Origin of the sequence: Peribacillus sp. NPDC096447, assembly GCF_044762725.1 — a bacterium.
GTDB lineage: Bacteria > Bacillota > Bacilli > Bacillales > DSM-1321 > Peribacillus.
In genome coordinates this window covers 139,894-153,549 of the sequence record NZ_JBIWEV010000001.1, presented here as the reverse complement: position 1 = coordinate 153,549, position 13,656 = coordinate 139,894, and the positions used below count along the sequence as shown (strand labels likewise).

Annotated in this window: 13 protein-coding genes; 10 read left to right on the top strand and 3 right to left on the bottom strand. The window is 40.5% G+C overall.

The annotated features are described in order from the left end of the window. Positions 1 to 183: 183 nt before the first annotated feature. From ACIQZD_RS00740 to ACIQZD_RS00720, 5 genes are all read left to right on the top strand, one after another. Positions 184 to 3,897 (top strand): dynamin family protein, encoded by a 3,714-nt coding sequence (locus tag ACIQZD_RS00740; protein ID WP_402897298.1) that lies wholly within the window; start codon positions 184 to 186, stop codon positions 3,895 to 3,897. A gap of 15 nt (positions 3,898 to 3,912) precedes the next feature. After that, complete coding sequence (locus ACIQZD_RS00735) at positions 3,913 to 4,674, top strand: nucleotidyltransferase domain-containing protein (RefSeq protein ID WP_402897296.1); 762 nt, start codon at positions 3,913 to 3,915, stop codon at positions 4,672 to 4,674. 12 nt (positions 4,675 to 4,686) lie between these two features. Then, complete coding sequence (locus ACIQZD_RS00730) at positions 4,687 to 5,514, top strand: sulfurtransferase (protein WP_402897294.1); 828 nt, start codon at positions 4,687 to 4,689, stop codon at positions 5,512 to 5,514. A 49-nt stretch (positions 5,515 to 5,563) separates the two neighbouring features. Continuing rightward, the gene (locus ACIQZD_RS00725) at positions 5,564 to 6,475 is read left to right on the top strand and encodes a 5'-3' exonuclease (RefSeq protein WP_402897292.1); all 912 of its coding nucleotides are present in this window, start codon (positions 5,564 to 5,566) and stop codon (positions 6,473 to 6,475) included. 109 nt (positions 6,476 to 6,584) lie between these two features. Further along, the gene (locus ACIQZD_RS00720) at positions 6,585 to 6,878 is read left to right on the top strand and encodes a DUF6123 family protein (RefSeq protein ID WP_048688421.1); all 294 of its coding nucleotides are present in this window, start codon (positions 6,585 to 6,587) and stop codon (positions 6,876 to 6,878) included. A gap of 45 nt (positions 6,879 to 6,923) precedes the next feature. Here the strand turns inward: ACIQZD_RS00720 and ACIQZD_RS00715 are convergent, their stop codons facing one another. Next, positions 6,924 to 7,832, bottom strand: coding sequence for a DMT family transporter (locus tag ACIQZD_RS00715; RefSeq protein ID WP_402897290.1), 909 nt, complete (start codon positions 7,830 to 7,832; stop codon positions 6,924 to 6,926). Continuing rightward, positions 7,816 to 8,229: a reverse transcriptase-like protein gene (locus tag ACIQZD_RS00710; protein WP_230176921.1), complete on the bottom strand. Its 414-nt coding sequence runs from the start codon at positions 8,227 to 8,229 to the stop codon at positions 7,816 to 7,818. Before ACIQZD_RS00710 ends, ACIQZD_RS00715 begins: the two co-directional genes overlap by 17 nt. A 220-nt stretch (positions 8,230 to 8,449) precedes the next feature. Between ACIQZD_RS00710 and ACIQZD_RS00705 the strand changes: the two genes are divergently transcribed. The 3 genes from ACIQZD_RS00705 to ACIQZD_RS00695 all read left to right on the top strand — a co-directional run bounded on the left by ACIQZD_RS00705 (position 8,450) and on the right by ACIQZD_RS00695 (position 10,374). Continuing rightward, complete coding sequence (locus tag ACIQZD_RS00705; protein ID WP_402897288.1) at positions 8,450 to 9,121, top strand: ribonuclease H family protein; 672 nt, start codon at positions 8,450 to 8,452, stop codon at positions 9,119 to 9,121. A 5-nt stretch (positions 9,122 to 9,126) separates the two neighbouring features. Continuing rightward, complete coding sequence (locus tag ACIQZD_RS00700) at positions 9,127 to 9,312, top strand: zinc-finger domain-containing protein (protein WP_101222353.1); 186 nt, start codon at positions 9,127 to 9,129, stop codon at positions 9,310 to 9,312. A gap of 84 nt (positions 9,313 to 9,396) precedes the next feature. Then, complete coding sequence (locus tag ACIQZD_RS00695) at positions 9,397 to 10,374, top strand: HD-GYP domain-containing protein (protein WP_402897285.1); 978 nt, start codon at positions 9,397 to 9,399, stop codon at positions 10,372 to 10,374. Positions 10,375 to 10,389: 15 nt separating this feature from the next. On the opposite strand, the gene ACIQZD_RS00690 is transcribed toward ACIQZD_RS00695, so the two are convergent. Continuing rightward, entirely contained in the window at positions 10,390 to 10,854 is a 465-nt protein-coding gene (locus tag ACIQZD_RS00690) for an RrF2 family transcriptional regulator (RefSeq protein ID WP_402897283.1), read from the bottom strand. A gap of 170 nt (positions 10,855 to 11,024) precedes the next feature. Here ACIQZD_RS00690 and hmpA point away from each other — a divergent pair, with 170 nt between their 5' ends. Together hmpA and proB are read left to right on the top strand one after the other, a co-directional pair. Continuing rightward, positions 11,025 to 12,233 carry an NO-inducible flavohemoprotein gene (hmpA, locus tag ACIQZD_RS00685; protein WP_402897281.1) on the top strand — a complete coding sequence of 403 codons (1,209 nt, stop codon included), beginning with the start codon at positions 11,025 to 11,027 and terminating at the stop codon, positions 12,231 to 12,233. A 334-nt stretch (positions 12,234 to 12,567) separates the two neighbouring features. Further along, a complete protein-coding gene (proB, locus tag ACIQZD_RS00680) occupies positions 12,568 to 13,656 on the top strand; it encodes a glutamate 5-kinase (RefSeq protein ID WP_402897279.1) in 1,089 nt (362 codons plus the stop codon).

Below are 13,656 nucleotides of genomic sequence, written 5' to 3'. Positions count from 1 at the left end.
TGGTTTTTTTTTCATTCCAAGCCAATATGAATCAAACTGCAGAATCCACCAATCGGTGGTTTTTTTTTTGAACATGGACTGTAATGAATCATATAGTAAAAATAAAGCTGATGGTATGAATAACAAACGAAATCGTTTACAATAAGAATATCAAAATGACGATAGATTAAGGGGTATGGATTCATGATTCAAGAAACATTAAAGCAACAGTCCCAATTGGGGATTTTGACTGCCATGTATGAGAAATTTCAATCGGCAGGTGATACAGGCAATGCCGATAAACTGAAACAGTTAATCATGAAAGTGAATAATGAGGAGTTCATCATTGCTTTTTGCGGGCATTTTTCAGCGGGGAAATCCAGTATGATCAATTTTTTCCTTGGTGATCAAGTACTGCCTTCAAGTCCGATTCCAACGAGTGCAAATACGGTAAAAGTCCAAAAAGGGGAAGACTATGCCAAGGTCTTTTACCATCATCAGCCACCAGTATTATTTCCTGCACCTTATGATTTTAAAGAGGTCAAGAAATTTGCCAAGGATGGAGACTCAGTATCGGCAATAACGATAAGTTCGAATGATTTTTCACTGCCGGATTCATGTGCGATCATGGATACGCCAGGAATTGATTCAACAGATGATGCACATAGAGTTTCTACGGAATCTGCTTTGCATCTAGCTGATGTCGTCTTCTATGTCATGGACTACAATCACGTCCAATCAGAGGTGAACTTCCTATTCACGAAAGAATTGTTAGAGGCTGAAAAACCGACATACTTAATTATCAATATGATTGATAAGCATGATGAGAACGAGCTTAGCTTTCAAGACTTCAAGCTTTCCGTTTCTGAAGCATTTGCAAACTGGAATGTTTATCCTGATGGGATTTTTTATACTTCCGTAAGAGACTTGAACAATAGTGAAAATGAAATAGAAGTGGTCAAGCAATTCATATATGAAATGGCTGGCAAAGGTTTAAATGATGGGAAAGATGCCATCATGCAATCGGCTAATGCCCTTGTCGAAAGGCATCTTAATTGGCTGAAGGAGCAGTATGAAGAGGACCATGCCGATGATTTTGAAGTATTGTCAGAACTTCCTCATGAAGAACGAGTACACCTGACGAATCAAGTGGACAGCCTATTGAAAGAAAAAAAATCATTAACGGGACGCATAGAGGACATCAAGGTCCAATATGCTGATGCATTAGAAACGATTTTGAAAGGTGCGTACATCATGCCCGCGGCAACACGGGACCTAGGTAAATCTTTCTTGGAATCCGCTCAGCCTGACTTTAAAATGGGATTATTATTTGCCAAGAAAAAAACGGATGCCGAACGTGAGGCACGTATCAAGGCGTTCTTGAACGATTTACAAGAAAAGGTGAAAACCCAGCTTGAATGGCATCTTAAAGAATTAGCCGTTAAAATGCTTAATCAAGCGGAGATCCATGATTCAACACTTGAAGGTAAGGCTCAGGCACTTCAGATCGAGGTAACGGAATCTTACATAAAAAATTCTTTGAGGCCTCAAGTCGATATTACGGGTGAATACGTTTTAAACTATACGAATGATTTGGCATCAGCCATCAAAAAGAAAGCACGTGATGTATCTGAAGGATTTTTGAATGAAATGGTTACCGTTATGGAAGGAATAGTGGAACAGCAGTCCATATCCATCGATAAGGAGCTAGAAGGTTATTCTGAATTTGCGGAAGCCCTTAAAGTTACTGCTGCGATGAACGCGGAAATCGTTTACCAAACGGAGCGTTTAGAGGCCATTGCAAATCAAACTGAATCATTAGTCGATGAACGCGATATTGATATGCTTTTAACTCAATGGAATGAAGAGGAAAAGAATATTACAGTCGAAATCATGAAAACCGATAAAGGAAGTAATTCAAGGTACGTCAACGAACAACCTGAAAGTAATCATGATAAAGAAAACAAGGAAGCTGTACCTTCCGTGACAGTTTCTTCATCTGATGCTGCTGATTTACGCGGAAAAGAAAAGCTGATGGAGACTGCAGCGAGTTTACAACAGGCGGCCAAGCTTATCCAACCTTTGAGAGGATTTCAATCACTTTATAAGGAATTGAAAGAGAAGGCAAATCGCTTGGAACAGCAGACGTTCACGGTTGCCCTCTTCGGTGCATTCAGTGCGGGCAAATCTTCCTTCGCCAATGCGTTGATGGGAGAAAGCGTCCTTCCTGTTTCACCAAATCCGACAACTGCGGCAATCAACAAAATCATGTCTTCGGACGCTGAGCATCCACATGGAACGGCAACCGTCAAATTAAAGACCGAAGCGATGCTGCTGGAAGATGTAAGCCTGGCCTTGGCAGCTTTTGATAAATCGGCAAAGACTCTAGATGAAGCCCTCCAACTAGCAGGGCAAATCATTGCGAAGGCGGGAGAAGTCGATAAGGGGAAGACTCATTTATCTTTTCTAAGGGCTTTTCATCAAGGGCTGCCTGAGTACCAAAATGATCTAGGAAATGTGGTTACGGTAGATCTTGAAGGATTTAAACGTTTTGCTGCAGAAGAGTCCAAGTCATGTCTTGTTGATCTGATTGAATTGCGTTATGACTGTGAAATGACTAAGCAGGGGATGGTCCTTGTTGACACGCCTGGGGCGGATTCGATAAATGCACGACATACAGGAGCAGCTTTCGAATATATTAAGAATTCGGATGCCATTCTTTTTGTGACCTATTATAATCACCCATTCTCACGGGCGGACAGGGAGTTCTTGATACAACTTGGACGTGTGAAAGATTCATTCGCTATGGATAAGATGTTTTTCATTGTCAATGCCGTCGATCTGGCACAAACCACTGACGAATTGGACGAAGTGATGGATTATGTCACAGATCAATTGAATGGTTTCGGAATCCGTTTTCCAAAACTGTTCCCGCTTACGAGTAAGGGAGCGTTGATGGAAAAACAAACGCCTGGTTCATTTAAGCATTCGTTCCTTCCTAATAGCGGAATCTCGGAATTCCAAGGCCAATTCGATTCTTTCATAGAAAACGATTTAACTGGGCTTGCAATTGAATCGGCTCAAGCGGCTGTAAAAAGAACGGAAGAACTGCTAAGAGATGTAATTACAGCTTCAAGGCAGGATGAGAAAGCGAAACGAAATGCCCTGGAGACCCTTTCTAAAGAGGCACAGTCCATTTCGGAACTCCTCTCAGTCATTAAAGGGGATGCGGAAAGGCAACGTTTGAAAAAAGAAGTCGACGAATTGACTTTCTATAGTAAACAACGAGTCTTCTTCCGGTTTAATGATTTCTTCAAAGAATCGTTCAATCCGGCTGTTTTAAAAGATGATGGAGGCGATCTGAAAATTGCCCTCAAGCAATCGATGAAGAACTTGTTGGATGCGTTAGGCTTTGACCTCGCCCAGGAAATGCGGGCAACGGCATTAAGGACGGAAATGTTCGTAAATAAATTACTGAATGAGAAACAAAGCAGTTTGCTTTTGCAAATGCAAAAAGTAAGAAGAACCCTTTCATTGCAGCCATATGAACCTAATGAGAGGGAGTCCATTGAATTTACAGGAGCTTTTGCCCAATTGGATACGGGGGAATTCAAAAAGGAATTGGCATTATTTAAAAATCCAAAATCTTTCTTTGAAAAAAATGAGAAAGCGAAAATGAGCGAAGGGCTTCAGAAGCGTTTGGATGAACCTGCCCTTATATATGTTAAAGAACAGGGTGAGCGGATTTTTGAAATGTATAATGAAGTCCTCGATCAAGAGTTACTCGCGATTCAAAAAGAGTTTAAGACGGAAATATCGGATATCTTTGCAGGCTTACGTGCAGCATTGGAGGAAACGGTCGATTTACCGTATTATGAAAATGCTGTCGCTGAATTGGCAAAAATGCATTCGAAATAGAAACGAGGTTCATTCATGAAAGAAAACCTTATTTCAAGATTGAGATACCTGGAAAAGAAAGACGATATGACCATTTTGATGGCTGCTGTTACTGGCAGCCATTCTTTTGGTTTATCATCCGGCCAATCTGATTATGATGTTCGATTTATATATGTTCATAATGATAAGCGATCATACCTCAGCTTAAGTCAGCCAGTTGAAGTCATTCAAATGAAAGAAGGCCAATTTGACATGGAAGGCTGGGATCTTTTTAAATCATCACGTCTTACCTTAAAGAGTAATCCTGCTCTATTTGAATTATTTCAGTCGCAAATCAAGTTGATTATGCATCCGGATTATTATAGGAAGATGAATGGTTTGATAGCGGATTGCTATTCCAAAAAGGCACTTGGGCATCATTATTATCGGATGATGAGCGACAATCTTCAACAATTGACAAAAACAAGGGAATCCAAAAGAAAAGAACTAAAAATATGGGTACAAGTATGCCGTTCATATTTAATCTTGGAATATATCATCCAACGGGGTTCGCTGCCACCTTTATCGGTATGGGAATTACTTGATTTGGTTTCAATTGATCAAGAATTGAAAACCGGGATGACCCGGATATTCAAGGCAAAACAAATGGAAGAATGTATAAGCAACAATGAAAGTGAAATGAATCTTTCGCTATTAGAAGGGAAATCACTTTCCTTAAAGAATGAGATAACTAGGCTACATCAAGGGAAGAGCATGGAAACGGAGCTTAATGAATTAATTTGGGCCATTTTAAAGTAGGGGGTTATACTGATGAGTTTTATAATAGAAAAAGAAGAGCTGTTGCCGTTGTTGAATTCCAATGATATCAGAATTTGTGACTGCCGCTTTCAGCTAGGCACTCCTGATGCAGGGTATAAGGCATACAAAAAAGACCATATTTCCGGCGCTGTTTATTTCGATCTAGAAAAGGACTTATCGGGTCAGGTTAAAGAACATGGCGGAAGACATCCTCTTCCTGACCTGGAAACCATTAAAGGTAAACTGGAATCAAATGGAATCACCAATGATACTGTACTTATTGCTTATGATGGCGGCGAAGGTTCTTTTGCTTCCAGGTTTGCGTGGCTGCTGAGCTACCTTGGGCATCGGAAAGTTTTTGTTCTTAACGGGGGATATCGCGCCTGGAGGGATGCGGGCTATCCCATTGACTCGAATCAAACGAATTATGTGCCAGCAGAATATCATATCGATTTAAATGAGTCCGTTTTTGCTTCTTTTCAAATAGTAAAGGATTACACAATGAATAGGCCAGACGATGTCATTTTAATCGATTCAAGGGAATCTAAACGCTACGACGGGATAGAGGAGCCGATTGATAAAAAAGCCGGCCATATACCTGGTGCTCTAAATAAGGTGTGGACGAACGTTCTGGATAATGGCTATTTTAAAAAGAAGGAAGATCTTCAGTCGAATTTCACAGGCATCGGCATTGATAAGGAAATCATTGTGTACTGCGGTTCAGGTGTAACGGCATCACCAAATTATATCGCCCTGAAAGAAGCGGGCTATAAAGATGTGAAGATTTATATTGGCAGTTTCAGTGACTGGATCTCCTATGATGATAATCCAATTGAATAATAATTTTTCCAATTAAACGATCCTTAAAAAAGGGGACGGTTATGTTAAAATGGAAGTACATCATGATAGAGGTGATAATGTGTTATTGAAAGAAAACGAGCAGCACCCTTCCTTTATGCTTGTCGATGGGATGGCGCTTTTATTTAGAGCTTTTTATGCAACGGCTGTTACTGGTCAATTCATGATTAACTCGAAAGGCATACCAACCAATGCCGTTCAAGGTTTTTTGAAGCATATGATGACGGCTGTGAATCACTTTTCACCCAGTCATGTAGCGGTTTGTTGGGATATGGGCAGCAAGACCTTCAGAAATGAATTATTTGATGGATACAAGGCTAATCGATCAGAAGCTCCAGTCGAAATGATTCCTCAATTCGACCTGGCGAAAAAAGCGGTTGAAGCATTTGATATCCCTAACATAGGGCTCTCTGGATATGAGGCGGATGACTGTATCGGGACAATTGCCAAGGCATCTGCCCAACATAGCCGGGTGGGTATATTGACTGGCGATCAAGATATGCTTCAGTTAATAGATGAAAACATTTCCGTACTTTTGTTAAAAAAAGGGTATGGTAACTATGAGGTGCACAATCCCGATAGCTTTTTTGAATGGAAAGGGATCACACCAAGACAAATGATCGATTTAAAAGCTTTAATGGGTGATACAGCTGATAACTATCCCGGAGTTAAAGGAATAGGGGAAAAGACAGCGTTGAAATTATTGATTCAGTATCAAAGTATCGAAGGGATTCTTGAAAATGTTGCTTCATTGACGAATGGGCAGAGGGCTAAAATTGAATCCGCCGTCGATATGCTTCATTTATCCAGAAAGCTAGCAGAAATAAAATGTGATGTACCAATTTCATGTTCTTTGGACGATGCGGTCTATCAGTATGATCGCGAGAAGGTCAAAAATCTGGCTAGGGATCATGAATTCAGGGCTTTACTGCGAATGATCTAATCAAACAAGCGGAGCTTCCCAATGGGAGCTCCTTTATTTTGTACGATGATTTTTTTGTCGAAAAATGGATAGTCAAAATCTTTGATATACGGTAAGATGAAAATAAGGCATGAAGTATGGAGTGGATGCAGAAGTGGCGAAATCAACTGAAGAGTATGTTAGTTTTTTAGAGGGTAAAGGTTTCACTTTTGGTAATGACGCTATTGGTTTTATTTATTTTGGTAAGCGCTACACGGATGCAAGTGATATTTTAGTCAATGCAGCAATAGAATTGACATTGAAGGTACAAAAGAATTTTGATGGCAGCTTTTATATCTCTTTTTTGGAAAACTTAAAACAAAATGGCATTGAAACGCGTAGTGCAGCGGTATCGTTTGCAAAAGAACAGGGGCTGCTAAAATAAATCGGACTTCATAACTTAGAAGTCCGATTTATTTTATTGGGCTTTTTAAGAAAGCTCCTGTGTCACCGGTTTCTTTTTCTTAACAGGCAGTTCAGCGAAAATCATTCCCAGGAAAATGAATGCGCAGCCGATGATGGAGGCGGTAGTCAATTTTTCCCCTATCAATATGTATGAGGATAACGCAGCAAAAACAGGTTCCATCGAAAAGATCAGCGCCACTCTTGTAGGTGTCGTATAGGCTTGGAAGAAGGTTTGAGCGAAAAAGGCGAACGCCGTGGCAAGGGCTGCAGTAACCAATAAAGCAGTCCATACATCCTTCTTTAACATGACCTCTGAGCTGAAGATGACGGAATGATTCTCGTTGAAAATGAAGGCTGAAACAAATGATAATAAAGATACGGTCGAAACCTGAATCAGCGTCAACGGTAAAGCGGGTAGGGTCTTGGCATATCTAGCGGTAGTAATGATCTGCATGGCAAAACTGATTGCGCATAAAAATACCAGTAAATCACCGATATTCAAATTGGAGCGGTCAGCGAAAGTCATTAGATAAAGCCCAATGGTTGCCGCTGCGACACCGATCATTGTATTGCGGGAAAGCCGATGTTTTAAAAGCAGCAAGGAAAAAACAGGTACCATGACGACACTTAATCCTGTTATGAAGCCTGTCTTCGCAGGAGTCGTATAATTCAATCCGATCGTTTGAAGCCCATATCCCAGAAAAAGCCAAACCCCAATATGAAACCCGGCTATAATGAGGTCCTTATTCCAAGTTTTCCCCTTTTTGTGTAAAGTCGATATATAAGGAATGAGCAAGAAAACGAAGGCCATGAAGAAACGGACGGCATTAAACGTGAATGGGTCAAGAAATGATAGGGCATTTTGAACCATGACAAAAGTGACGCCCCAGATGAATACAACGAATAATAACGAAAAATCAGCTGTCTTGTTCATGAATTTCCTCAGCCTTATTCATGCGAATGGCCCGTCTTGCCAATTCATCCGCGGACTTGTTTTCGAGGTTTGGAATCCATTTCATGAAAAATAATTCAAGCTCGTCGGAAAGCTTTAGCGCCCGTTCCAGCAATATCGCATACTTATTTTTTGCAAATCTTTTTTCAATGGCCTGGTTGATGGCTTGGGAGTCAGTACGGAAAGAAACGATTTGATACTTATTGGCTACACAAATTTCCAATGCTTTGATTAAAGCATGGTACTCCGCTTCATGGTTTTCCATATTTCCAAGCGGAAATGAATGCCTCTCGACCACACCGTTATTATTTATGAAAACACCTGCGCCGCTCGGCCCGGGATTGCCCGCACTGGCACCATCAATATACACTTCGATCAATATATGCTCCTCCTCGAGTTTAACTGTCAATATGCCTTTATAAAAAACGTTTCATATAAAATAAGATTGAAACATGAGAATTTCAGGCTGATATGGGAACTATAATTAAAAAGAATGATTCAAATGCTTACAATATATTATAAAGGGTATGACGAAAAAAAGGTATGAAAATTGTAAGCTGTTCTGCATGAATGGTGAATGGATAAGGAGCTGGAAATCTTTGAAGGTAATTATGCAATGGACATATCATGCTTCAAAAAAACCATCTGCCAATTTCGTTTCGGATTGGCTTGATGCCGGGACTGCACTGGTCATTACGGAAGATCTTGAAAAGGCAGGAAGGCTGAAAGAAGTGGAATTCAAGGATGAATTCGATACAACATGGACGAAGAAAGAGCTAAAGAAACTCCTGACGGAAGTTGAGGAAGAGCCGCAGGATGTGACGGTTTTTTTTGATGGCGGTTTTCAAAAAGATGAAAAGGTGGCAGGACTTGGTGTAGCGATTTATTTTCGTCAAGGTAAGAAGTTCTGGCGGTTACGCACCAACGTGAAATTGGACCAATTCGAATCCAATAATGAAGCGGAATATGCGGCCTTTCATGAAGCGGTCAGGCAGATGGAGGAACTTGGGATCCACCATCAAAGCTGTGTATTTAAAGGGGATTCTCTAGTTGTCTTAAATCAACTTTCCGGTGAATGGCCCTGTATGGAAGAAAACTTAAATAAATGGCTGGACCGCATTGAAGCGAAACTGGATAAATTAAAGATCATTCCGGTCTGCAAGCCAATTTCTCGGAAGGAAAACCAGGAAGCTGATCGCCTGGCAACACTTGCACTGCAGGGAAAAGCCATTTTCAGCAAAATAGAGATTGCTGAGTCAAAGGAGCCATAACAACAATGAACAGGAAAAAAATATATGAAGAAGTGGAAGATGTTCTCGCTTCATTTTGCCAGGATTGTTTTTTACGAAAGCATTTTCGAAAAGAGAAGGGGCGTACGTATGCCCATCAGTTTTGTATTTCAGAATGTACGGTTGGTGAAAAATTAAAACGCCTGGGCAATGAACTTAGTGACCGAACTTAAGTGCCAAAAAATTGTTTTCATTAAGACACAATGTCATGAAGGGTATGGTATTATAGGTGAAAAATAGAGAAAAGTGTGAGAGCAATGAAAAATAGAAGAGGGATGCTGATTAATAAAGGGAATCCGCCTCTTACCATACCTGAAATTGATTTCATAATGGAAGAATTGAAAAAAGGTGAATCTACTTTAACTGAAGATCATGTACAACCTAAAGTAAAGATTCATGAAAGAATCAACAAAGCTTCTATTCAAATCAAAAACATCTTTCAAGATATACGTAAAGAAGGAAAAATACAGCTTGAAAAGGTTGAAGTGATTAAAGCGGAGGTAGCACCTGTCATTGCAGAAGCTGCAAAGAATCCTAATGTTTATTGCCTATTCGAAGAGATGCAAGCAAACAACGAGTACACGTATAAGCATAATATCGGTGTCGGAATCATTGCCACTTATCTAGGGATGAAGCTTGGATTATCGAAAGAAAACCTTTCAGCACTGACACTGGCAGCCACGCTGCATGACGTTGGTAAAACAAGGATTTCGGAAAGTATATTGGAAAAGCCCGGTAAACTGACTGCGGCAGAATATGAAGAAATGAAACGCCATGCCATTTATGGTTATGAATTACTTAAAAATATCCCTGGAATCCCACCATCGATTGCATTGACAGCCCTTCAGCACCATGAGCGGGAAGATGGGAAAGGCTATCCACTTGGTCTGATGGGGAATGATATCCATCCTCATTCGAAAATTGTCGCAATAGCCGATGTATTCCATGCAATGTCTTCAAATCGTGTATATCATCAGGCCATGCCGTTTTATAAGGTGATTGAGCAAATGAACAGCGATATGTTCGGTAAATTCAATCCAGAAATACTGCTGGAGTTTGTAAACCGATTAATGTCCACTTTGGTCGGAAAAGAAGTCACGCTTACCAATGGACGGAACGGCACGATCATCATGATCAATCCATACGATCCCCTTAAAGTCCTATTGAAAACCAGTTCAGGGATCATGGATTTGCGAATGGAAAAAGAATGGCAGATTGAACGAATCATCGGTTAATGAAAAAGAGCCCGATTATAAAAACTCGGGCTTTTCGTCATTCTGCTTTACTGAATCGAAGTAAGTTTTGAGCATCACTTTATTTTCGCTGAAGTCTGCAATCGTATATTGATCAAGGACCTTTAAAAAAGCATCCAAGGCATTATTAAGGACAAATTTCAATGAACAAACGGGAGAAATCACACAGTTATCGTGATCTTTAAAACATTCCACTAAATAAAAATCTTCTTCGGTTCTCCGTACCAGTTCCCCTACATTTATATCAGCAGGTGATTTTGCAAGCCGGAAACCGCCATTTCTTCCACGTATCGTCTCAATATAGCCTAATTTACCTAGATTATGAACAATCTTCATCAAGTGATTTTTAGACAGTTGGTAAACTTCAGATATCTCTTTAATATTTGACAATTTGCTTTGGTCGTGGGAAGCCAGGTAAATCAACACTCTAAGTGAGTAATCGGAATAACTCGTCAACCTCATGTTTATCGCCTCACATTCTATCCCCATTAGACTATATCATAAATGTGAACATTTTATAAACATGAAAACTTATTATTTAAAAAGATGTATAAAAAATATTGCTTTTAATGCATTTAAGTTCTAATATAAACATGTATTTAAAATACTTGTTTATGAAGAGGGGTTTACCTATGCTATCCCAGAAAACTATCGATGTTATCAAATCAACTGTACCCGTATTAGAAGTGCATGGTGCAACTATCACAACTGTATTCTATAAAAATCTTTTCGAAGCACATCCTGAATTGTTAAATGTCTTTAATCACGCCAATCAAAAAAAGGGGCGCCAGCAAACTGCACTTGCCAACACGGTTTTGGCAGCGGCTAAACATATAGATCAACTTGAAACGATCTTACCTGCCGTGAAGCAAATAGCACAAAAACACAGAAGCCTTGCAGTTAAAGCTGAACATTATCCCATTGTTGGAGAATATCTATTAGGTGCAATCAAGGAAGTGTTACAAGATTCGGCTACAGAAGAGATCCTCCAAGCTTGGGGAGAGGCCTATGGAGTCATTGCAGGTGTTTTCATTAGCATCGAAAAGGAAATGTACGATCAAGCTTCCAATCAGGTCGGCGGATGGTCTGATTTCAAACGATTCACAGTGGTGGAAAAAGTACGGGAAAGTGACGTAATCTCTTCCTTTTATTTAAAGCCAGCAAATGGAGACAAGGTTCCATCATTTCTTCCTGGACAATATATTACCGTTCGCATCGAGATACCAGGTGAACGCTATTTATTCAACCGTCAGTATAGTTTGTCTGATGTTCCGGGAAAAGATTACTTCCGGATTTCCGTTAAAAAAGAAAAGCCTGGAACCTCTCCTGATGGAAGGGTCTCTAACTACTTGCATGAATCCATTCAGATGGGTGACAGTATAGACGTAACGGCTCCTGCAGGTGATTTCACCATTGATTTAGGAAAACGAACTCCGGCAGTATTCTTGAGCGGAGGCGTTGGCATAACGCCTTTCATGAGTATGGTTCATGCAGTAGCTGAACAAGCACCTGAGCGTGATGTCCAATTCATTCACGCATCCGATAATGGCAATTTACAGCCGTTCAGAACGGAACTGACGGATCTAACGCACAAGCTTGCCAGCTATCATTTATCCTTTGTCTTTAAAAATCCGAGTGAGGATGATAAGAACCTGCCGAATTTTGTAAAGCAAGGGTATGTCGATAAGGAATTATTGAGCAGTATTGTTAAACCTGAAGCTGATTATTATGTGTGCGGCCCTGTGCCTTTCATGAAGGCCATCATCACTTACTTGAAAGAGCTTGGGGTAGATACGGATAAAATTCACTATGAATTCTTCGGCCCAGCCATGGCACTATAAGGTCCATTCATCGAAGGAATGTTATTGACATCAAGAAGATAATTTTGCATACTATATTAAAACAATGAACGTTGAGAGAAGATTAGTATGCGAGAATCACTGTGACAGAGAGCGGCGTCAATTGCTGGAAGACCCGCGACAGGAAAGCGCAGAACCTGCTTCTTGAGTCCTATGCAAAACATAGGCGCAAACCCTGGCGTTATCAGGCAAAGTGGAATGCATGAACTTGCATTCAATGAAGGTGGTACCACGGAGAGCAGCCCTTTTCGTCCTTATTTCGAGGATGAAAAGGGCTTTTTTTCATGTCTTAGATATTTATTGGAGGAAGTAATCGATGGAAAAGAAACGGATCGTTGTAAAGATAGGAAGTAGTTCTTTGACCAACACACAAGGTGAAATCGACCAGAATAAATTTTCCGATCATATCCAGGCAGTGGCAGCATTAAGGAAAGCGGGCCATGAAGTTGTCCTTGTTTCATCAGGTGCTGTAGCGACAGGTTTTCGCAAGCTTGGCTACCCGACGAGACCTGTCACTCTCAAAGGAAAGCAAGCTGCTGCAGCTGTAGGTCAAAGTCTATTGATTCAATCGTATATGGAACAATTAGGGCATTTTGGAATCGTTCCGGCGCAGATTTTATTAACAAGGAAAGATTTCTCGAAAAAAGATAGATATAAAAATGCATATGCCACATTGATGGAATTGCTTGAACGCGGCATCCTTCCGATTATAAATGAAAATGATACAGTATCGGTCGAGGAGTTGACTTTTGGTGATAATGATATGCTATCAGCCTTAGTAAGCGGGCTGGTCCACGCGACCAACTTGATCATATTAACGGACATTAATGGGCTTTATGATTCCAATCCACAGACAAATCCAGGGGCTAAACGATTTGAAAAGCTATCCGAAATAACGGAGGATTTATTGCAAATGGCAGAAGGTGCAGGATCCAATGTCGGAACCGGTGGGATGAAATCGAAGCTGATTGCAGCGCAAACTGCATTGTCTCTAGGGGTGAAAGTATTCATCGGTTCTGGTTTGGGGAGTGATAAACTTCTAACAATCCTTGAAGGCAATGGTGATGGCACGTATATTGGGAATGATGTCTTGACGACGGTAACGAAAAACAAACAATGGATATCCCTTCATTCACAAGTATCCGGGAAAATTTTCGTTGATGAAGGTGCCGAAAGGGCCTTAGTTTCAAATGGCAGCAGTCTGCTGCCAGCTGGAATTTATGAAATTAAAGGAGTCTTCAATAAGGGTGATGTTGTCGAAGTCTTTGGTGCAAATGGATTATTAGGGCGGGGTGAGGTCCTTTATTCCGACGAAGAATTAAAACAGGCGATGGGAAAGAGGACATCCGAGCTTATAATCACTTCCATAGAAGTTATCCATCGCGATAAATGGGTGAAAGCATAA

Bases quoted from the DNA above. Each gene is read 5' to 3' on its own strand.
- ACIQZD_RS00740 (WP_402897298.1), top strand. From the start codon at position 184: ATGATTCAAGAAACATTAAAGCAACAGTCCCAATTGGGGATTTTGACT.
- ACIQZD_RS00735 (WP_402897296.1), top strand. From the start codon at position 3,913: ATGAAAGAAAACCTTATTTCAAGATTGAGATACCTGGAAAAGAAAGAC.
- ACIQZD_RS00730 (WP_402897294.1), top strand. From the start codon at position 4,687: ATGAGTTTTATAATAGAAAAAGAAGAGCTGTTGCCGTTGTTGAATTCC.
- ACIQZD_RS00725 (WP_402897292.1), top strand. From the start codon at position 5,564: ATGGAAGTACATCATGATAGAGGTGATAATGTGTTATTGAAAGAAAAC.
- ACIQZD_RS00720 (WP_048688421.1), top strand. From the start codon at position 6,585: ATGAAGTATGGAGTGGATGCAGAAGTGGCGAAATCAACTGAAGAGTAT.
- ACIQZD_RS00715 (WP_402897290.1), bottom strand. From the start codon at position 7,832: ATGAACAAGACAGCTGATTTTTCGTTATTATTCGTTGTATTCATCTGG.
- ACIQZD_RS00700 (WP_101222353.1), top strand. From the start codon at position 9,127: ATGAACAGGAAAAAAATATATGAAGAAGTGGAAGATGTTCTCGCTTCA.
- ACIQZD_RS00695 (WP_402897285.1), top strand. From the start codon at position 9,397: ATGAAAAATAGAAGAGGGATGCTGATTAATAAAGGGAATCCGCCTCTT.
- ACIQZD_RS00690 (WP_402897283.1), bottom strand. From the start codon at position 10,854: ATGAGGTTGACGAGTTATTCCGATTACTCACTTAGAGTGTTGATTTAC.
- hmpA (WP_402897281.1), top strand. From the start codon at position 11,025: ATGCTATCCCAGAAAACTATCGATGTTATCAAATCAACTGTACCCGTA.
- proB (WP_402897279.1), top strand. From the start codon at position 12,568: ATGGAAAAGAAACGGATCGTTGTAAAGATAGGAAGTAGTTCTTTGACC.